The following is a 20694-nucleotide window of genomic DNA, read 5'->3' as shown; positions in this document are numbered from 1 at the left end:
TTCTGGTCGATGGCGCCGAAGATGCTGGCGCCATTTTTGTCGAGCATCTCGATCCGGACACGATCACCGTATTTCATGAACGGTGTAATCGGTTTTCCGTGTTCGAGAGTTTCCAGCATGCGTTTTTCAGCCAGGCAGCTCGAGCCGCGGCTGCGGTCGTAGTTGGAGATGGTGCCGGAGCCGATGATAGTGCCGGCGCCGAGATTACGGGTTTTGCTTACGTGCTCAATCAACTGCTCGAAGTTGAATGTCATGTCAACGCCACACTCGGGCTGACCAAAAAGCTCGCCGTTGAGCTGCGTTATAAGCGGCAGGCTGAAGGTGCCGTTGGAGAAAGCGTCGCCCAACTCATCCGGGGTTGCCGCTACCGGAGAAAATGCCGTAGCAGGCTTGGACTGGTAGAAGCCAAAGCCTTTGGCCAGTTCGCCAGGTATCAGCCCGCGTAGCGAGACATCGTTGACAATCATCAGTAGCCTGATGTGCCGGCCGGCATCGGCTGCTTTCGTTCCCATCGGCACATCATCGGTGATGACGGCCGTTTCGGCTTCCATGTCGATGCCGTGCTCTTCGCCCGGCACAGCGATGTCATCGCATGGCCCGAGAAAATCATCCGAGCCACCCTGGTACACCAGCGGATCGTGCCAGAAGCTTTCCGGCATTTCTGCGCCCCGCGCTTTGCGTACCAGTTCGACATGATTGACGTAAGCACTACCATCGACCCAGTGATAAGCGCGCGGCAGCGGTGCCGCGCATTGGGTCGGGTCGAACGAGAATTCACCGTCGGCCTTGCCGGCTTCCAGCTCAATGGCCTTGTCCTGCAGCGGTGGCGCCAGTGTGCTCCAGTCATCCAGCAGCTGCTGCATGGTGGCGGCGATTCCGGTCGTGCGTACGGCGCGCGTCAGGTCACGACTGACCAGAATCAGTGTGCCATCACGCCCGCCCTCTTTGAGGCTGGCCAGTTTCATCGTCTGTCTCTGTGCTTAAGCGAACGGGCAGTCTACGCCCCGTCAGCAAAAAACTCGACCCGGCCGGATTCAAGCGCATACTCGGCGCCAACTATTGTCAGGCGCTGCTCGTCCACCAGGCGGCTGAGAATTTCCGAGCGCCTCAGCAGCTCCCGCATGGAGTGCTCGACGTTGGCGCGCGTGGCCCGGCGCGCCAGTTCGTTCTGATCACACGTATGTGGCAGGGATTCCAGCGTCGGCCCGATGCTGGCGATAATTTCCTGCAGGTTGTCCGACGGCGCAGTCGTTTCACCGCGCATGACAGCCAGGCTCTCGGCAATGGCGCCGCAACGGCTGTGACCCAGCACCACTACCAGCCCGGTATCAAACTTGGTGGCGGCAAACTCGATGCTGCCAATCAGCGACGGCGCAACGATGTTGCCTGCAACCCTTACCACGAACAGGTCACCCGGCCCCTGATCAAAGATTATCTCTACCGGCGCACGCGAGTCGGAGCAGCCCAGCACGATGGCAAAGGGACGCTGATCGGCAACCAGCTGGTCCAGATCGAAGCTGACCTCGGCGTGCCCTGAATCACGCAGGCGGCCGACAAACCGGCCGTTACCTTCCCGCAGTCGCTGTAATGCTTCGGCTGCCGACAGCATGATCAGACCGGTTTAACGACAAACAGCAGGTCGTCGGCGTTTACCTGTGCGCCATTGGCCTGGTTGATACGGACCACCTCATACTGGCGTTCCGGATAAACCTGCTGAGTGCCGTTGAAGCTGGCAAGGGATACAGACGTGAACATTTTCATCGCTTCGATCTGGCACAGGGTCTCATCCAGCGTCACCCGGTCGCCAACTGAAACATAGGCTGGCTCGGAAGGCGATGGGGTCGCGTAAAAAATACCGGTTTGCGGCGCCAGCACCTTGAGCTCGTCGGAGCCGTCGATTTCGATCGAGGTTTCGCTGCCGGCTGTAGCGCCGGTCTGCGCCATCTCGGCAACCAGCCTGTCGCCATCCGTGCGGGAAAGAAATTCCGGCAGGTAAGTGGTGTCGTACTGGCCCTTCTGGAAGGTGGTATCTCCAAGTATGCGCGTGAGTAACGGTATGTTGGTGCAGATACCCTGGATCTGTACCGATTCCAGGTAGCGTCGCAACTTTTCTATACCGTCGCGCCGGTCGCTGCCGTAGGCAATCACCTGCGCCACCATGCTGTCGTAAAACGGCGATACGCTCTTGCCTTTCGCAACCGTTGCAATTACTTCGATGTCGTCGTCAGCAGGGAAATGACACTCCGTCACGGTGCCGGGTGACGGCATCAGGTCGATCGAGCCATCGGCATCGAACACGCCTTTCTCGGCGTTGATGCGTGCCTCGATGGAGTAGCCATTCCTGGTGACCTCCATGTCCTCGATGCTGCCACCTTCGGCGATGCGGAACTGCTGGTCGACAATCGAGATACCGGTAGTCCATTCGGTTACCGGGTGTTCTACCTGCAACCTGGTATTCATCTCCATGAAGTACAGGGCGTTTTCGCGCAGGTCGTAGATAAATTCAACGGTTCCGGCACCGAGATAATCGATGGCGTTGGCCAGATCGCGCGCGTACTGGTAGGCATCCAGCTCAAGCCGCTCCGGCAGCCGCACCGATTCGGATTCTTCGAGGATCTTCTGATTATTGCGCTGAACGCTGCAGTCACGCAGGCCGAGTATTCTGGTGTTGCCGTGAAAGTCACGCAGGATCTGCACCTCGATGTGCCGCAGCGACTCGACGAACTTCTCCAGGTAAAGATCGCCGCTGCCAAAAGCGCTTTTGGCCTCGGCATAGACGGTTGCGAATGCGTCGCGAATGCGATCGGCACTTCGTACTATCTTGATGCCCTTGCCGCCGCCACCGTGCACCGCCTTTAGCAGCACCGGGTAGCCGACGTTCTCGGCGACCTGCTCGGTTGCCCCGGCGCTGGTCAGGATACCGTGACTGCCCGGCACCACCGGCACCTTGTTGGCGATGGCTGTATTTATGGCGTTGGACTTGTTGCCCATCACCTCCATGTTTTTGGCGTATGGGCCGACAAAATTCAGCCCGCGCTTGCGACAGGTACGGGCAAATTCCTCGTTTTCGGACAGGAAGCCGATACCCGGGTGCAGGGCATCGACCCGCTCTCTCGATGCAATCGCGAATACGCTCATTGCATTGAGATAGCTTTCGTCCGGCGTCTGCCCGCCCAGGCTGACGACTTCATCCGCCCCGGTGAGCATGTCGGCAGCGACCGAATCCATGTCCGGGTCGGATTGCACCAGTACCACAGTGGTGCCGCGGCGCTTTGCGATACGCACAAGCTTTACCGCCGTGCAGCCGCGCGCATGAATCAGCACTCTGTTTATCGGCTGCATCAGAGAGCGGACGTAACTGCGGGTGTCGGTTTCTTCCGACTTTCTTGCTTCGGGCAGGTAACCACCGCGGAAGATTCGCTCCACGACCTCTTCCACACTTTCCGTCGGCAGCGGAATCTGCGGGTCTATTTCACGCAGCCGGTCATCGAGGTCGGGCGCGAAGGGATGATGCACCAGCCCACGCATCGAATCGGGATTGGCTGACAGGTAGTTCGAAACGATGTATTGCGACGGCAAAAATGAGGGTACTACGACGCGGCCGGCAAACGGCATGTTGCAGCCGCTGAAATAATAGGTCTGCGCCATCGGGTGGGTCACAAAGCTTGCCTGCGAGCCGCCGGTGCAGTCACCAAAGCCGAATACGATAATAGGCAGGTCGTTGTCACGCACGAAACGGGTAATGCGGTCATTGGAAATCGCCATTGCGAAAAGCGCATTGGGACCTTCTTTTGTCTGCATTCCGCCAGACGATACAAAACAGATCACCGGTAGCCGCTGGCTGACGCATTCATTCAGCAATCGTGAAAGTTTTTCACTGGCAGCCATGTCGAATGCGCCGGCCTGAAATGCGGTGTTGCTGATCAACACGCCGACCTTGCGGCGTGAGCCAAACGCCAGGTTGGCGATGCCGGTAATCACGCCACAAGGTGTCTCGCCCTTCTTTAATGCCCGTTCGATGGACAGGCGGAAGCCGGGAAAGTTAACCGGGTCGGCCGTCATCAGGTTGGCGTTAAGTTCCTGGAAGTCAGTAAAGAAACGATCTTTTATCGCATCGACAGTCGTCAGCTTCTGTTTCTTCAGGTCATCGAGTACCCGCTGCACCAGGACATCGTTGTAGGCGATTTCCAGCTGGTTCCAGAAATCCTTGCGTTTGCCGATACGCTTTGGCTTGATCTTGCCGTCGTATGATTTGTTGCTGGTTTGCGCATCAAAAAATCCGGGAACCAACGTCTCGAATATAAACGTGATCAGTACCAGCAACGCATCAGACAGGCGGGTAAAAGCAACGCGCTTCCACTCCTCGACTTCCTTGAGAAATGCGCCGCGTCCGCTGAATTTGATGAAGTACCGGATCCAGTCAGAGAACAGATCCGAGTTGGCGCTCATGAATTTACCGGTTTCGTCCATACCGGCATCGCTCTGTACCTGGCGCGATGCTGTCTGCAGCGAGCTTTCCAGTATCTTCTGCAGCAATTCCTTCGAAATGCTGTGATCGCGGCGTGCTTCTTCGGCGATATCGGCGAAACCGTTAACGATAGAGTCGTACAGCGCATCGAAAATAAGCAGGTTGACGAAGTGCCTGGTCAGCGTGCGCCGCAACTCGCCATCAAAAATTACGTCACGAACGGTGACTTCAGTATCCGGGATATCGCCGATTTCGTCGCCGCTGCGCCGGTGTTCTTTTGTCGCAAGCATCTCAATGAGACGCCGGAAATTGTACGGAGACGCTGTTTTCCAGCGGTTGTACAGGTAGAGACCGAGGTTGAAGCACAACGCTTCGCGTGCGTTCTCATAGTTGCGTTGCGGCTCACCCAGCAGCAGCGATGTCAGGCGGCCACGGTCCTTGGCGAGGCCATCGCGGCGCTGACGGTAGGTCTTCAGGGCCTTGGCAAGTTGCTCGTTGTAAACGATGCGATCCGGGTCTTGCAGCCACTCGGTAAACGCCTTTTCACGGGTCTGGCGCGTACGCTCCTGCAGATCACCGGCCGGGATTTCCACCTCGGCGAGGCGCCCGTAGGCTTCCAGCGTTGACGTACGCAGGCGGCGACGCAGCCCGATGTAGCGCAGGTGACGCATACTGAGGCCAAAGACATCGGGCACTGCACGACGCGCATCGGAGAAAGAAAATGCGGAAACCGATTTTATCTTTTTCAGTTCTGGCGACGGGTGCAGGAAACGGTTGACCGCTCTCTGGTACTGGCCGAGCACCGCCGGCTCCTGCGCGGTGAACAGCCGTGAGGTTTGCTCAATGGAATCTATCGAGCTGCAGATTGCACGCTGCAGTGGCTCGATGTCGGCATCCTTGTCGTCAGGCACAAAGTCGATAACGCCGTCGATGACGCCTTTTGTCAGCAGTTCGTATGACGACAGGCCGACATAGCGCGCGCACTCCTGCCACGAGAGGTTGTATTGCCGGGCGATGCTCGCAAGGCCTTTTGGCTGAATCGTATTGAACACAGCGGTGCGCACGCACAGCAGCACGTTGGTCGCGGCGAGCGGGATGGCACCACCGGAAAAGCCGAGGCCATAGACAATGCCTACCGTCGGGACGTGCAGGTTGCACATCTCAGCAAGCAAGCGGGAGATAGTGTGCGCCTGGTTATTCTTGTTGGCGTCGGCGCCGGCGTCAGCGCCCGGCGTGTCCATGAAGGTGACGATCGGCATTGCCAGGTCAGAAAAATTCCGTACCAGCTCGACCGCCTGCAGGTGATGCTCCGGCCCCCACACGCCGTTACTGACCTCGCGGTTCTGCGCCAGTATGCCGACGCGCCGCGGCCCTGCTTCGCAGGCAAGTTCAATTTCAACCGCATACAGCGGACCGTTGGAGACTTCCTCGAGAACTTTTCCCTTGAGCTTTTTGACGATCTGGCGCGCGCTGGGCCGCTTTGGCATTTCTGCCGGCTCCAGCACCTCGGCGATATACTGGTCTACCGCAAGATCCTGCAGCTCCTCAGCGCGGGCGTGACAATACTCCGAAGTAACCAGCCCCTGGATCGGCGCGCTTGCGCTGGGCGGCCGGTTGCCCGGAAAGACCGAGTAGTCGCGCGCATCACGCTCCGCCCGGGCGAACATCTCGTCCGGCACCCAGACAGAAGCTTTGCTGGCCGTACTCTGAACCATCTAATCGTTTGATCCTCGTGCGGATTCCGGACCCCGGGGCAGCGCGCACCAGCTGCCCGTTAGTGATTAAATAGCATCGGCCGCGCCGTGTAAATTCACGGCATGGCCGATTTATTGCAGCGCAAGACGAAGGGTGCCGGCGCCGGCACCTGTCAGCCAGGCCTGAAGTGGTCTATAAAACTCCAAGGGCTCGAATAACAACGGTAACAAGGGGACGACGCGCATGGCCGGAAAATCGACACAGCAGAAGGTTTTGGCCGGCGGTATCGACCTGATCCGTGACCCGCTGCTGAACAAGGGGACCGCTTTCACCCGCCGCGAACGGGTCGATTTTGGCCTGGAGGGGCTGTTGCCCAGTGCCGTGCTCGGCATGGATCTGCAGGCCCAGCGGGTCTACTCCTCGGTGCACGCCAAGGAGACGCCGATGGAAAAGTACATCGGCCTGATGGCGCTGCAGGATCGTAACGAGCAGTTGTTCTACCGGGTGCTGGTCGAGCATCTGAAGGAATTCATGCCTATCGTCTACACGCCCACGGTGGCACAGGCGACGAGTAATTTCAGTCATGTGTTGCGACGCGCCAGAGGGGTCTGGATTACCCCTGATTTTCGCGGACGTATTCGCGAAGTGCTGCAGGCCGCAGTGCGTGGCCGCAACATCGAGCTCATCGTTGCTACCGATAACGAATCCATTCTCGGAATCGGTGACCAGGGTGCCGGAGGCATGGCGATATCAATTGGCAAGCTTGCCCTTTACACGGCGGGTGCCGGCATCCATCCGTCTGGCACATTGCCAGTCAGCCTGGACGTGGGCACAAACAACGAGCGGCTGCTCGCCGATGATCTTTATGTCGGCTGGCGCGAGCCACGCCTGCGTGGCGGGGATTACGACAGCCTGATAGAGGAGTTCGTAACGGCATGCCGCGAACTGTTTCCCGGTGTTCTTATCCAGTGGGAGGACTTTCGCAAGGACAACGCGCTGAATATTCTCGAGCGCTATCGTTTCGATTTCCCGTCTTTTAATGACGATATCCAGGGCACCGGGGCCGTGGCGCTCGCCGGCCTGATGAGCGCGATGCGTATCACGGGGCAGTCACTTGCCGATCAGCGAATCGTTATTTTCGGCGCGGGCGCTGCCGGCCTGGGGATAGCTCGTCAGATTCGCGCCGGGCTGGCAGCTACGCAAGGGGAGCAGGGCGGGCCCCCTATGCTGGGCGTGCTCGACAGCCGCGGACTGCTGGTCGACGATCGTGAAATCCGCGACAGCTACAAACGCGAGCTGGCATGGGACGTCGAGGGTGCGAGGCATTACGGCTTTCCTGAGGATGGTGCGCGCGACCTCGCTGCCGTGGTTGAGCATTTCAGGCCAACGGTGCTGATTGGCTCATCCGGGCAGGCCGGCGCCTTCAGCGAGCCAATAGTGCGCAAGATCGCTGGCTACTGCGAACGTCCTGTCGTGCTGCCGTTTTCCAACCCCGACAGCCTCGCCGAGGCGAAGCCGGAAGACCTGTACCGATGGACAGATGGGCGCGTTCTTGTTGCAACTGGCAGCCCGTTTGCGCCGGTGGAATTTGGCGGCAAAAAATACCGCATTGGTCAGGGCAACAATGTGTTCATTTTCCCCGGCCTGGGCCTGGGGACCCTGCTGTGCGGCGCGGGACGTATCAGCAACGCGATGATTACGGCAGCGGCACAGGCGCTTGCCCATCAGGTTAATGATGCGGAGGTAAGTGCAGGCATGCTGTTTCCGGGAATTGACCGATTGCGTGAGGTAACCGTCGCGGTAACGCGGTCGGTGATACAGCAGGCATGTGCTGAAGGCGCCGCCGACGGCAGCAGCGACAGGGATGTAGACGCGCTGATAGCTGATGCCATGTGGTGGCCGGAGTATCGCGATTATCGGCGAGTCTGAGCGGGCAATATCGCTTTTCGGTAACAGGGCAGGTACTTCATGACCAGCAATGCCGCACAGATTCGCTGTGACAACGACGCAAAGTTGTACAGCAAATTGTTGCAGCACCCCGATGTTGTGCGCACCAATGACATGCTGGAAAAACAGTCCGAGAAGGGCGATATCACCTTGCGCCGTCGCCTGTTGGCCACATCGGTGCGCCTAAGCCGTGTCATGGCCGGCAGCGTGCATTACGCCGCCGACGCCTGTATCGAGGCGCTGGCTATGGATATACCGGTGGAGCTGTACGTCTTCCCCGGCCCGCAGTTCAACGCAGCGTGTTTCAAACCCGAAGCGGGGCGCCTGTTCGTCATGTTCTCGTCCAGCCTGCTCGAGGGTTTTGACAACACCGAACTGCGCTTTGTCATGGGGCACGAGCTGGGACACCATGTTTACCATCACCACGACATCCCCATCGGCTACATCTTGCGTGGCGGTACCCGTCCGGATGTGGCGCTGGCGCTGGAGTTGTTTGCCTGGTCGCGCTACGCCGAGATATCCGCCGACCGGGCCGGTGCGCATTGCGCACAGGACCTGGATGCCGTCGCGCGGGCACTGTTCAAGCTGGCTTCCGGGCTGACCGGCAGTGTGGTGCAGTTCGATCTGGATGCCTTCCTGACTCAGGTTGATGATATGCAGATTGTCGCGGCAGAACCGGGGCAGGGAGCGCCGAAGGAAGACTGGTTTTCGACCCATCCATTCAGTCCGTTGCGGGTAAAGGCATTGCAGTTGTTTCACCAGTCCCGACTCGCCCGACGTGACGGCATGACGAAGGAGGATCTGGAAGTCGCCGTGCAGCGACTGATGAGCCTGATGGAGCCGAGCTATATGGAGGGCCGCACGCCGGGCGCAGAAGCCATGCGCCGCGCCTTGTTTGCCGGGGCACTGGCGGTGGCCGATGCCAATGACGATATCAGCACCGAAGAGATAGCAGTGTTCGAGCGATTTTTTGGCAGCGGCAGTTTTACCGACAGGTTGAGTATCCAGAAGCTCAAATCTGAGCTGCCGGCACGCCTGGCACAGGTTCGCGAATCCACCAGCGTGCCGCAGCGCATGCAGCTGTTGCATGACCTGTGCATCATAGCCCGCGCCAGCGGCGATGTACTGGGGGTAGAACGTGCGGTGCTACAGCAGGTGGCCGACGAGCTGCAGGTGCCACGCCGGTTCATCTGCCAGACCATTGATGCGGATATCGTCCTGGACTAGTCGAGCCCGGTTCCGCTGATGTAGTTACCCATTACGTTCCAGCGGTATTTATCCGCTGCGACAGGAGCCCAGTAAAGCCATCCCGAGTTGCGCCAGCCATCGAGCACGAGGCCGGATACAAACGGCTCGCCGCTGGCAGTTACGACCACCGTGCTGTGCTCGACATGAAATGGCGTGGGACGGTCGGCTACGCCCCACCACAGCTGGAAGCTGTGCGTATCCAGTTCGTGCAAACGGGTCAGCAGGTCTTCGGTCCAGTGTATGCAAAGCCCGCGTGGTTTGAGGCCAGCGTTGACCAGCACGTTGTGTGCCAGCGGCGGCTTTGTCAGTCGGTAGTCAGCCACCTGCTGTAGTGAAAAACGCACGGCGGTGTCGGCCAGCATGACGGCCTCGTCAGGATCGATGTTCGGGCCGAGCGTCAGCAGCACATCGGTGAGCTGCACGATGCGTGTGGCCAACACCGCTCCACCTGAAACCACGCCGGATTGCTCTGGAGTGTCGATCGCGGCGTAGCGAACCGGCGTGCAGGCACACGCCAGAATCATGAGTGGCAACAGGCTGCGCATGATGGCGAAAGAGTCAGCCGGGTTGCGCTGCCGGTTGCAGCCGGCTTACGGCAGTGATTTCGCGCGCCCGCTGCTCGAGCCTGATCTTCAGCGCGCAGCCCCACAGGAAGTAATACGGAACGGTGTGAAACGGCTTTTCGAACGCGTCCTCGCCAAGCGAGAATACCCAGATCAGTGCTGAGTAGAACAGTACGATGCGCAGAAAGACGATGGTGTTTGCGTGAGCGTGGCTTACTGCGTACCGGTAGGTCTTGAGCCACACGAAACCGAGATAAAGCTGCGCTGTGAGCCACGCCGTCAGTCCCGCTATGCCGGTGCGGCCGAACGCCGTCATCACCGAGTTGTGTGGTTCGCGCACGATCAGGCCGGCTTCCCTGTAACGGAATTCGATGAGCGGCTGGCCGTAGCCCAGGCCAAATAGCGCGGTTAGCCAGTTGTCCGAAACCCGCAGGAAGATCCCGTACCACCAGCCAAGCCGCTGACCAACCCCGCCGGCGGTGCCCTCGAGTCCTTCGCTGGAGACACCACCGATGGCCAGCAGGTGATTAACGACAAAACCCAGCCCGGCCTCCATACCCAGGCGTCCCTGCAGGTCGATACCGAAATAGGGAAATACCGCGAGGAAAGCAATAAAAAGCACGGCAATGGCTGGAAGAAGGCGGCGAAAACGCCTGTTCATAATTACCGCCAGTATCACCAGGGTCAGAATCTGCAGGTAGATTGTGCGCTGCTGGAAGGCATAAACCGTGTAGCCGAGCAGCCCCGCTGCCAGGAACAACAATAACCCGCGCTCGGAACGGCGTGCCTGTCCGGCGTACATGATCAGCATGAACGCGGCGAGTATCAGCAGCGTTGGCGTCGAAATGTAAGTGAAGATGAGATACGCGGTGCCACCGGAGCTGGTTTCGAGAATCGGTGAAAACTGCTGGAAGAACTCTCGTGCCGGATAGGTAAGCCCATACAGAACTGCGACAAACAGAAACCAGGGAGTCCAGCGCTTCAGCCGCGCAATCTCATGAGTGCTGAGGCAGAAGCCGAGGTACAGGAAGCTTGATTCAATAAACTGGCTGGCATCGCGAAATGCCCAGAAACCGTGATTGGGAATCGCATACAGGAGCTGCGCGAGGCAGATGGCCCACCAGGCACCGAATGCGTAAATTACGCCGGTGCGTGCGAATTGCGGCAGCACAGTGCGGTGCGCGCACAGCAGGATGGCAAATACCAGGCACAGCTCACCAACCGGTATAGCGTAGCGGCCTGGTGGAATCTTGACGACCTGAAAGCCGTAGTTAAGAAGCAGGTATGCAGCGACCACGCTGATGACTATGGTATTGCGCAGCCGCACGATATTCATCAGTCAGGCCGTCAGGACGTCACTGTCTGCTGTGCTTTAAGAAAGCGGCCAGCATGCCGACCAGAATACCCAGCACGATACCGGCGAGAATTATCATTTCGCGCCGCGGGAATACAAAATCTTCAATATCGGGAGGTTCGGCAGGATCGACAATTTTGAATGCGTACTCTTCGACAACGCTGGCCAGCATGATTTCCTGTATTTCTGCCTCCATCAGCCCGAAGATCGCGGCGCGCAGGTTGGCGTTGCTGGTTGTTTCTGATTCACGCTCCAGGTACTTGAGCTTCTTACGCGACTCCTCAATGACGTCTTCGCGAATTTCCGCGTTCAGGTCTGCTACCAGCTGGTTGGCCCAGCGAGCAGCAAGCTGCGGGTCGCGCCAGTCAACCATGACCCGCACCAGCGTGCCGTTCTCCTCCGATACGACGTTGCGCAGCTCATCAAAGCGCTCGTAGGCGTCCCACAACCGCAGATTCTCTTCTTCGTATTCGGGGAACAGGGTTTCGATGAGCTTGTGCTGCTCGACGAAGCGCTTGGTAAAACCGCGCGAGCGCAATTTCTCCAGCGCAACAGTCGAGTTGGCGTCGCCGCCACCGACGCCAATCAACCCCGCCAGATTACCCAGGCTACCGAGCGAGGAAAGCGCCGACGAGGCAGCCGATTTGCTGGCTGGCACCAGCACGATCTCTGCGCGATAAGTCTTCGGATACAGAAAAGCAACAGCGACTGCAGCGGCGACAAACAGGACAAAAACCAGGAAGACCAGCAGACGGTGTGCCACCGCGGCGGTGACGAACCGGCCGATATCCAGCACCTCCTCGCCCAGCGCCTGCGAAGAGTCGGGAAGAATGTCCTGCTTGTGGTCCGGCATACTGGCTACCTGTGCCTTGTGGCGGGTGCCTGATTCTCACACTGAATTACCGGACAGGCAATGCGGCGTGTGTCAGGCCGATATCAGCAGCTGCCGCCGGTTGTCCAGGGGCAGGTTACCGGCCGTGCCAGCGATGCGTCCGGCGCAGGTAGTGTTTTTGCCCGGACACGGCGCCGTGGTCGGGCAAGCTGATCATGCGGTTGTCGAAACCGCCGGTCAGGAAGGATTCGGACACAACATCTGATGTCGGGCGCCAGATTACCGGCCCATACAGTTGTTGTGTATGTCGATGCGTTACAATCCGTTCACACTTCACCGGCCGCAGCAATAATGCATGACACAATCGCGACCTGAACAGGCTGCGCTGGCTTGTGGCGTTCTGATCGCGTCCGTTTTGCTCGTCGCACCAAACTTTGATGTCTTTGCCGGGCTCAGCTACTACGATACCAAGCGGCTGCTGCAGATAGCCCTGTACGGGTGCCTGATGCTGGTTTTGCTCGCATCCCGGTCGCTGCGCGCCGAGTGGCTCGCGAGCTTTGAATTGTTACCGCCTCTGGCGCGCTGGGCTCTCGGCCTTGTGCTGGTGTTCGGGGTTCTGTCCGCCGTGCTGAGTCACTCCGGCTCGATTCGCCTGACTTATTCGCTTGCCGAAGTGGCGCTGTTTGCGGCGATTGCCGGGAGCGCCTTGCTGGTTGCGACGATAATGCGGGTTCATGGCGGCACCGCGCAGCGCACGCTGTTGGTGGTAATCGTCGCGTCGGTTGGCCTGTACCTGTTTCGTTTCCTGACGCGTTATGCCGTGGCACTTGGCACCGGTGACCCGGTTTTCGTTGATGCCCTGTTCGGTAACTTCTCGCATATTCGCTTTATTGCCCAGTGGTTGAGCTGGACACTACCCCTGGTTGTTGTCGTGGCGGCATTCAGTACGCGTCGCTCGTTGCGCTGGCTGTCATATGTAACTGCCGCATTGTGGTGGCTGCTGCTGCTGGTTTCAGGTACGCGCGCAACCATGCTGGCGATAACGGTTGCGCTGGTACTGGTGCCGTTGCTGGCGGGCCGCCCGGGCCTGAAGTGGCTGCAGCTGCAGCTGGTCAGCGCCGCGGCCGGTATGGCTTGCTACCTGCTGGGATTCAGAGCAGTTGCCACGCTGCATTCGGGGACCGGACTGGGCCGTCTTGCAACCGGTCATACATCCGGACGTTTCGCCATGTGGTCCGAAGCCTGGCAAATGATCAAGGCGGACCCGGTGCCTGGGGGCGGGCCGCAAAGCTACGCATTTGTAATCGATCACACCGGGTCGCATCCGCACAACGCAGCTTTGCAGTGGGCCGCCGAATGGGGCCTGCCGTCACTGGTCATCATGACGCTGCTGGTAACGCTGGCTGTAATCCGCTGGTTGCAGTTTGTACGGCGGGAATACGGCAGTGACGATGGCCACACCGGGCTCCTGGCTGCGGGACTGACCGGGTCAGTGCTGACCGCAGCAGGGCACAGCATGCTGAGCGGCATTATCGTCATGCCACTTAGCCAGCTCTATCTCGCGATTATTGCCGGCTGGATGTTGTTCCTTTACCAGCAACGGCAACAGCCGGTACGGCAATGGTCGCTGCAACGCCACATCGCGCTGATGTTATGCGCCATGCTGGCAAGCCTGAGCCTGCTGCACGTCGCGTTGCGAGACGTATCAGTGTTGCCGCAGATTACCTCGGCCTACGAGGATGAGTACGGCATACTGCGGCCGCGCTTCTGGCAGCATGGTCGCGCGCCGGTTTATCCGCCGCGCCCGTGAAACTTTACGCAGCGTTATGTGACATTCCCTGTAGCCGCGACCAAAGTTCAAAAGGATAAGTACAGCGGCAGAACAGGTGCGGGGTGCACCTGTATAATCCGCCGATGCTAATAACAACCGCGTTACAGCGGAGAGCGCCATGTCAAAACTGAAAATCCTGTTGCCACTGTTAATCATGTGTAGTCGCGTGGCGAGTGCCGACAGTCACCTGCCCAGTCCCTGCGCCGACGGCGAGCCGGGTGCGGGGGCTAACTGTATGTACCTCGTGGGTGCAGGTGGCAGCTATGACTCAGTAAGCGGTGAACGCAGCGTATCGATCAACGGCCTGACGGTCGAACTGGAGGTGTGGATCGATTTCGGCACCATTGCCGTACAGGGTGGCGGTTTTGACCTTGCCTTCGATACCGCGCTGGTTACCGACGCAACGTGGCAGTGGGACGTGATGATTGCCGGGGACGCCACATTGAACGGCGAGTTTACAGCGGGCGGCTACACGGGTATCCAGTTCGATGATTTTGCCGGCAACGGCTTTGGTGGTACCACCGGCACCAAACCGGGTTTTGCCCGTGTTGGCATATTGACGTTGACGCTGAGCCAGTCGGCGTTGCTCGCCATCGCAATCGAGCAGCCGTATTCGACAAATACTTATCCCAACTGCTTTGCCCCTGGCGCGGGCTCAGGCGGCTCCGGCTGTGTAGTCACCGGGTTTTTTGGCCTGGCGGTGACTGCCAACGCACCTGTCGATAGCGACGAAGACGGCGTACTGGACTTCATGGATAACTGCACGCAGGTAGCAAACGCCGATCAGCGCGACAGCAATGCCGACGGGTTTGGCAACCAGTGCGACGGTGATTTCAACAACGACTGCGAAACCGACCTCACCGATCTGAGCATTCTGCGCAGTGTTTTTCTGACCGGCGACGCAGACGGCGATCTCAATGGTGACGGCACCGTGGACCTGGCGGACCTGGCCGGGATGCGGCCTTTGTTCCTGCTGCCCCCGGGTCCCAGCGGCCTGGCCGGCTGCCCCTGAAGCCGGCCAAAAAAAAGGGCCTTCAAACGAAGGCCCTGATGGGAGTTGCCTCATGACGGGGATATGTATTTGAGACGGTTACTATACTGCGCGCCCCCAGCCGTGCGGACAATGCGGGAAAACCCCCAGCGCGGCGCGGATTTCCACCCGCGTGCGCCTTTTTGTGCCGGTTCGTGTCGCGATCGTAGCTGACCTTGTTGCGGCCGGAGTTTTTGGCCTCATAAAGCGCCAAGTCGGCGGCGTGCAGCAGGTCGCCTGCAGCTACATGCTGCGGTGACACTTCAGCGACACCCAGACTTACCGTAACCCGTGCGGAACTGCCGCCAACCTCAAAGCGGGTTGCACCCACCGCGCGGCGGATGCGCTCAGCCACCTCGCCGGCATCCCGATGGCGGGCTTGCGGCAGAACGATGACAAATTCTTCGCCACCGTAGCGGCAGACCCAGTCCGAGTTGCGGATGTTCTCCGCGCAAATGCCGGCGACCGCGCGCAGGACAAAGTCTCCCGCCTGGTGGCCGTGCGTGTCATTGATGGATTTGAAATGATCAATGTCGAGCATGATGACTGATAACGGTGACGCGTCGCGGCGCCACAGGTTTATCTCGCGATCCAGCACACTGCGCAGGTGGTGGCGGTTGTAGACACCGGTCAGCGGATCCAGCCGCGTGATCATCTCCAGTCGCTGCCGCTGGTTGATAATGAGACAGACAGTAATACCGGTTGCCAGCACAATCAGCAGCGCCATGCCGCGGTTTACCGTGACAACGGACAGCGGTGCTCCGGCTCCTGACAGCGCATACCCGGCAAGAATGAGCATTGTTGCGGTCAGCGTCAGTACGGCAACGGCCCGGAAGGAGTTTGTGGCCAGCGCCAGCAGCACCAGCAACACGCAGGGCATGCCGCCGGCTACGCCAAGTGGCTGGTTCAGGTCAAAAAAGAAAATGGCTGCAGCGAGCGCGGTGGCCGTCGGCCAGAAGCAATGTGACTTAATGCGTTGTTTCATCCTGGGTACTCCCGTAACTGATCACAGCCAACCGGAAATCCCCAACGATGATCCGCTCTGTTTTCGTTATAAAAGTATGGCGGCAGCAGCGCCGGTGCAGAATCGGTGTAAACCCCCAGGACACAGGCTTATGTCGCGCACAGCGGCCTGAAACGTGTGAGCCTTGTCGCAAAAATGAAAAGTCACGCCTGGCAGGCAAAAAAAGGCCCCGCCGAAGCGGGGCCAGTTACGTGGGTAGTTATTCCGCCCTTATTCGATAGCTACACCGCTCGGTCCCGGTGGGAGACCAAACAGGGTGCGCATGACCGACAGGTCAAAAGTGTTGACGATACCGTTACAGTCAAAATCCGAATCCTTGGCGCTGGTCGAACCGAAGTCCTCACGCAGGATTGCCAGATCGAAGGTATTGGTAATGCCGTTGTTGTCGGTGTCTGTGTCACACAGGTTGCCATAACCGTCGCCATTGCTGTCGCACTGGTTCGGGTTAGCAACGTCTGTGCAGTTGTCACAGGCATCGCCGATCAGGTCGGAGTCGCTGTCTTCCTGGCCCGGGTTGAAGCGATCCGGGCAGTTGTCGAGGGGGTCGTCGATCCCGTCACTGTCGATATCGCTGTCCGGCCAGTACTTGAAGATGGCGCAATTCTCGGCGGTGTCAGTGGTGAAGGTCACATCACCGACCAGGTCACCCGGCACCGTGTTTGGACCGATCGTGTTGTTGCCGGTCATATTAACCACGTTGAACTGCAGGCAGTTAAACAGGTGGCGCCAGGAACCCTCACCCTTCGGGTCATCCGGATCGGTGTAGTTCTGCAGCCAGCCATCCGGCCCGTAGTCAGAGAAGAACGAAACACCCGTGGCGGTGAACGCCGCATCATTGAGATTTGGCGAGTTGTTGCCTGGCTGGGGGTTCGCATCCACGACATGCTGGTTAGGATGATTGGACGAACCGGTGTTGCCGTAGCCGCGGTTCTCATCGGTGTAGACCATCAGCAGTCCCGGCTGGAAAGCAATCGGACCGCGGCTGTTCTCACCGTTGCCATCGAAATCGAAACCGGAGCGGTCACGCATTTCGAGGTAGTAGGCATGGTCGGCAGTGGAGCCTTCGGTGGAGGAAATGTAGTTCCAGCCATCGGTGCAGATGTCGGCCACCTTGGTGTCATCCTTGCAGCCGCCGTTGAAGATACGCAGGTCACGCGGGCCGTCTTCGAAGTCAGACTGGTACAGCGTCTCGGCCGTCGTGTTGTTGGTTACCACGAGGTCGTCGATGAACCAGCCCGGGCGCACAAAGGCGGGGTCGGTGAAGTACGAGAAGCGCACGATGACGCCGTTTGACTCGGCCGGGACGTTGAACGTGAAGCTGTCCGGGATAAACGAAGCACTGTCGTCGTAGTTTGCCAGCAGACGATCGGTTTCCTGTGTGCCTGCGTCATACGACGAGCTCACGCCGGTCAGGCCGCGGCCCCAGTCATTGAGGCAGCCAACCTGGTTGGGGTTGGTCGAGCTCTCGGTGGTGTACAGGTTATCCGAAGCGATGGACTGGTAGGTTGAGCCACCGTCGAAAGACACCAGCAGGAACGCGTAGTCCCAGTCCCACTCGATATCCCAGTAGGACTGCATGCTGACGGTGATCGAGTCACCCGGATTTACTTCGCCGTCGAAGAAGGCGAAATCCAGGTTGTGGCCGCCGGTCGGGGCGCAGCCAAAGTCGTTGCCTGAACCCGACCAGTACACGTGCGAGGCTGAAGCATCGTTGGCGACTTTAGCCGGGTCGATAACCAGCTCTGGCGGCAGCTTGACCACGTAGGCCTCGGCATTGTGTATGCCCTGGTTGCCGTTGCCCGCTGACAGCGTGTACGGCGTGCCTGTCGCGGTCTGCCAGGCGATTTCGCCGGTGTCGAACTTGGAGTCCTGCCAGCTGCTCACCGGGGTCATTGCGTCCAGCGGCACAGGCTGCGGAACGATCCAGCCCATCTCCTGCTTGGAGAAGATATCCATATGGTGGGATTTATCCGATGCCATCAGGTTCCAGTCGCCGTAGCAGTCCAGCGAACCGAGGCAATAGAAATCCGGCAGTCCGAGTGAGTGGCCGTATTCGTGCGAAATCACGCTGGCCTGGTCAATGGAGTCTTCCGGGTTGACGTTGTACGGACCGACAGCCACGTATTTCGGCAGCGATGCATCACCACCGGCGCCGCAGGTGGCATGTGCTGAATAAGTCGCGTCAGTCCAGCACTGCTCATTGCCTTCCAGGTCCTTGAGCTGGTCGTCAGAAACGTAGCCGCGCTGCCCGGTGACCGGATCACGGTAGTAGTACTCCAGGCTGGACGAGTGCGGCCAGATGTTGTCGTACGACGGCGTGCCGTTGACCTGGCTGTCGCCGTTACCGCCGATGCCGACGAATACCATCATGAAGAAGTCGACTACGCCATCCTTGTCAGTATCGAAGTCGTTGTAGTCGATTTCCGGATCGGCGATGACGGCTGAGTCATACACGGCCTTGCCGGTTGGACCGCAGGCATCGTCAATGGAGAACAGCGGTCCAACGCCGCCAATGGCGCCAACCAGGGAACCGGCGCCAAACTTGTCGCCACCGTAGTAGCTGGTGTCGCCCGGGAGCTGGTACCAGCCACCGCTGATGCGCTCAGGGTAAAGCGCGGTGCCGGCGACATTTTCGCTGCCATCGGCCCTTAGCTTGGTGCCGGCGCAGGCGCCTGCCGGGGTGTGATCAGAAAACACGAACTCGTTGTCGGCGCGGGTCGGGTCGTTCCAGTCAACCGTGAAATCGGCGGTCTGCTTGTCGGCCGAGGAAATGGCCGCATTCGGCACCAGCTGGCCAAACGACATTTCCTGCCACAGGTTGAAAACTGAACCGACGATATTCGGCGAGTTGATCTTGTCGGCCAGCGCCTGCCCGGTGTGATGGGCCTCGTGCTTGCGGTCACGGTAGTCGACCGGCACCACCACGAACGGGCGGAAACCGAAGCGTGCCGTGTTGTAGCTGTCATCCGGCGGGATCACTTTCGGGCCAAGGCTGACGCTGTCGATACCGCCGGCGGGGCCGCCGTCGTAGGTCAGGTTGGCAGTCGTGGACAGGTCCTTCCAGACGATCTGATCGTCTTCCAGCGCGCTATCGGCCTGGCCGTTGGCCACCAGCGTGGCGGTGGCGCCCGGCGCCAGCGTGCCGATGTTCCAGTCAATCGTGCCGGCATTTATCACGGCGGTGCCGGAACCGGTCAGCGTGGTGATCGCCGTGAACTCGGTGCCGTCTGGCACAGGGATGTCAACCATCACGTTGTTCTGAACCGCACCGGTGCCGTTGGTGACAAACACCCGGAACGGATAGGTCTCGCCGGGTTTGACCCAGCCGACCGATGAAACAAACGAGTTGTTGATCTTCATGACCGGGTCATCGACCTCGATGCCGGCGGATCCCGAGCCGGCTTTGTCCGCCGCCCAGTCTTCGGTTGTGGCATCGTTGTATGACGCGTCAATAACGTCGATGGAGACGGTTTGCGGGGCCAGACCGTTGGTAAACATGCCGTCCATGGTCTGGCTGAATGTGCCGTCATTGGCTGCCGTGTACGGCCCCTGGGTGCCGAGCACCGTGCCATCGGCGGCCGTGATCTGCAGAGAGTACGTTGCGTCTACTCCGGTGGTGCTGATACCGCCGGCCAGCGAGGTGTCCTCGGTGGTCTGGCCAATCAGCCCGGTGACGGGGATGTCCTGACCCGGTGCGAACGGGCCACCGACCGACGTCAGCGTGGCGGTCAGGGCATTAACAAAGAACTTGTGCTCGCCGTAATTGCCGGGGACGCCATCGACCGCGGAGACCCGCAAGGTGTACTGCCCTGCCGGCCACGACGCGGTTGGCGGCGTGGTAGCCAGGTTGTTGCCCGGGGCAATATCAAATTCCCATGCCAGGTCATCAGTACGCCAGCTGCCGGCCTGTGATTCGACGACGGTTCCGTCAGGATCGAGAATGTCGAAAGACACCGTGCTGTTTTCGTCAGTCTCGGTAACGACGACGTAGCCAAAAGCACAGTCGAGACGGCTGTAGTAGGCGCCTGTCGTGCGCAGTCCGACACCGGTACAAGCTGGCTGCGGTGTCGGGAACTTGAAGAAGTTATCGCCGAATGCGGCAACCGGATCGGCCTGTGCCGGTCCGGCCGCGAGCGCGGCGAGTAGCGTGGCGGCGGCCAGGGGTCGCCAGAGTCGTCGTTTGTGTTTCATATTTCTGCCCTCTTGGATTGGCATCCGCCGCTTGTTTCACGGCGCGGTCCCAGGAAATCCCTGATTGCGAGCAAGTATTTATTCCGGCGTGTTTTCACGGTATGGGTGAAACCCCCCAGCCGGCCCGGCTTTTCACCTCAGTGTGTTGCAGTGCGCAACGCAGGCCGGGGCAGTAGGGGTTTTTCCCTGTCCGGGCTGGGGGAAACGCCGTCTGCCGGTAGCCGGCCTACTCACCAATAATCCAGTCATCACCTGCCGCCCTTTGCGGTCGGCTGTCATTACGGAGAGGACCATGAGAAAACCGATGCTTGCTGCCTGCGTGGCCAGTGCACTGCTGATTGCCGGCGGCGCTCACGCAAAGAAAGTCAAAGGAGATGGCATTCCTTCCGCACCTGCTGCCGCAGAGCGTGCACAGCTGATCAAGTCCGGTGCGACCCGCGCGCCGAATGCATGGTCAGCCTACATCGTGCGGCTGGCCGACAAACCGGTGGCACGCTACCGCGGTGGCATC

Annotated in this window: 13 protein-coding genes; 5 read left to right on the top strand and 8 right to left on the bottom strand. The window is 59.6% G+C overall.

Annotated elements, in window-relative coordinates; all coding sequences use genetic code 11:
• The 3 genes from HKN06_10365 to HKN06_10355 all read right to left on the bottom strand — a co-directional run.
• The coding region (locus tag HKN06_10365) for a fumarylacetoacetate hydrolase family protein (protein ID NNF61713.1) at positions 1 to 965 on the bottom strand (965 nt) is incomplete at its 3' end.
• 32 nt (positions 966 to 997) lie between these two features.
• Positions 998 to 1609 carry a carbonic anhydrase gene (locus tag HKN06_10360; GenBank protein NNF61712.1) on the bottom strand — a complete coding sequence of 204 codons (612 nt, stop codon included), beginning with the start codon at positions 1607 to 1609 and terminating at the stop codon, positions 998 to 1000.
• Between the two features lie 2 nt (positions 1610 to 1611).
• Positions 1612 to 6183, bottom strand: a complete 4572-nt coding sequence (locus tag HKN06_10355; protein ID NNF61711.1) for an ATP-grasp domain-containing protein — start codon at positions 6181 to 6183, stop codon at positions 1612 to 1614.
• Between the two features lie 223 nt (positions 6184 to 6406).
• Between HKN06_10355 and HKN06_10350 the strand changes: the two genes are divergently transcribed.
• Both HKN06_10350 and HKN06_10345 read left to right on the top strand, forming a co-directional pair.
• Complete coding sequence (locus tag HKN06_10350) at positions 6407 to 8092, top strand: NAD-dependent malic enzyme (protein ID NNF61710.1); 1686 nt, start codon at positions 6407 to 6409, stop codon at positions 8090 to 8092.
• A gap of 39 nt (positions 8093 to 8131) precedes the next feature.
• A complete protein-coding gene (locus HKN06_10345; GenBank protein ID NNF61709.1) occupies positions 8132 to 9337 on the top strand; it encodes a M48 family metalloprotease in 1206 nt (401 codons plus the stop codon).
• On the opposite strand, the gene HKN06_10340 is transcribed toward HKN06_10345, so the two are convergent.
• The 3 genes from HKN06_10340 to HKN06_10330 are packed head-to-tail and all read right to left on the bottom strand — an operon-like array spanning position 9334 to position 12128.
• Positions 9334 to 9891: a hypothetical protein gene (locus HKN06_10340; protein ID NNF61708.1), complete on the bottom strand. Its 558-nt coding sequence runs from the start codon at positions 9889 to 9891 to the stop codon at positions 9334 to 9336. The two genes, HKN06_10345 and HKN06_10340, sit on opposite strands and share 4 nt — an antisense overlap.
• A 25-nt stretch (positions 9892 to 9916) precedes the next feature.
• Positions 9917 to 11257 (bottom strand): hypothetical protein, encoded by a 1341-nt coding sequence (locus HKN06_10335; protein ID NNF61707.1) that lies wholly within the window; start codon positions 11255 to 11257, stop codon positions 9917 to 9919.
• A gap of 19 nt (positions 11258 to 11276) precedes the next feature.
• Complete coding sequence (locus tag HKN06_10330) at positions 11277 to 12128, bottom strand: hypothetical protein (GenBank protein ID NNF61706.1); 852 nt, start codon at positions 12126 to 12128, stop codon at positions 11277 to 11279.
• Between the two features lie 334 nt (positions 12129 to 12462).
• Between HKN06_10330 and HKN06_10325 the strand changes: the two genes are divergently transcribed.
• Together HKN06_10325 and HKN06_10320 are read left to right on the top strand one after the other, a co-directional pair.
• Entirely contained in the window at positions 12463 to 13917 is a 1455-nt protein-coding gene (locus tag HKN06_10325) for an O-antigen ligase family protein (GenBank protein ID NNF61705.1), read from the top strand.
• Positions 13918 to 14056: 139 nt separating this feature from the next.
• Positions 14057 to 14950: a hypothetical protein gene (locus HKN06_10320; protein ID NNF61704.1), complete on the top strand. Its 894-nt coding sequence runs from the start codon at positions 14057 to 14059 to the stop codon at positions 14948 to 14950.
• A 22-nt stretch (positions 14951 to 14972) separates the two neighbouring features.
• Here the strand turns inward: HKN06_10320 and HKN06_10315 are convergent, their stop codons facing one another.
• Both HKN06_10315 and HKN06_10310 read right to left on the bottom strand, forming a co-directional pair.
• Positions 14973 to 15953 carry a GGDEF domain-containing protein gene (locus HKN06_10315; protein ID NNF61703.1) on the bottom strand — a complete coding sequence of 327 codons (981 nt, stop codon included), beginning with the start codon at positions 15951 to 15953 and terminating at the stop codon, positions 14973 to 14975.
• Between the two features lie 249 nt (positions 15954 to 16202).
• The gene (locus tag HKN06_10310; protein ID NNF61702.1) at positions 16203 to 20183 is read right to left on the bottom strand and encodes a hypothetical protein; all 3981 of its coding nucleotides are present in this window, start codon (positions 20181 to 20183) and stop codon (positions 16203 to 16205) included.
• A gap of 292 nt (positions 20184 to 20475) precedes the next feature.
• On the opposite strand from HKN06_10310, the gene HKN06_10305 reads away from it, so the two are divergent.
• Positions 20476 to 20694, top strand: a 219-nt coding sequence (locus HKN06_10305) for a hypothetical protein (protein NNF61701.1), incomplete at its 3' end; no start/stop codon positions are given.

It is taken from the genome of Gammaproteobacteria bacterium (assembly GCA_013003425.1).
Lineage (GTDB): Bacteria > Pseudomonadota > Gammaproteobacteria > Steroidobacterales > JABDKV01 > JABDJB01.
Note: the sequence above shows the minus strand (reverse complement) of the source record. Positions and strands in the feature narration are given on the sequence as shown.

Coding starts and splice junctions, on each gene's coding strand:
- HKN06_10355 (NNF61711.1), bottom strand. CDS start 6,183: ATGGTTCAGAGTACGGCCAGCAAAGCTTCTGTCTGGGTGCCGGACGAG.
- HKN06_10325 (NNF61705.1), top strand. CDS start 12,463: ATGACACAATCGCGACCTGAACAGGCTGCGCTGGCTTGTGGCGTTCTG.
- HKN06_10360 (NNF61712.1), bottom strand. CDS start 1,609: ATGCTGTCGGCAGCCGAAGCATTACAGCGACTGCGGGAAGGTAACGGC.
- HKN06_10315 (NNF61703.1), bottom strand. CDS start 15,953: ATGAAACAACGCATTAAGTCACATTGCTTCTGGCCGACGGCCACCGCG.
- HKN06_10310 (NNF61702.1), bottom strand. CDS start 20,183: ATGAAACACAAACGACGACTCTGGCGACCCCTGGCCGCCGCCACGCTA.
- HKN06_10320 (NNF61704.1), top strand. CDS start 14,057: ATGTCAAAACTGAAAATCCTGTTGCCACTGTTAATCATGTGTAGTCGC.
- HKN06_10350 (NNF61710.1), top strand. CDS start 6,407: ATGGCCGGAAAATCGACACAGCAGAAGGTTTTGGCCGGCGGTATCGAC.
- HKN06_10335 (NNF61707.1), bottom strand. CDS start 11,257: ATGAATATCGTGCGGCTGCGCAATACCATAGTCATCAGCGTGGTCGCT.
- HKN06_10345 (NNF61709.1), top strand. CDS start 8,132: ATGACCAGCAATGCCGCACAGATTCGCTGTGACAACGACGCAAAGTTG.
- HKN06_10330 (NNF61706.1), bottom strand. CDS start 12,128: ATGCCGGACCACAAGCAGGACATTCTTCCCGACTCTTCGCAGGCGCTG.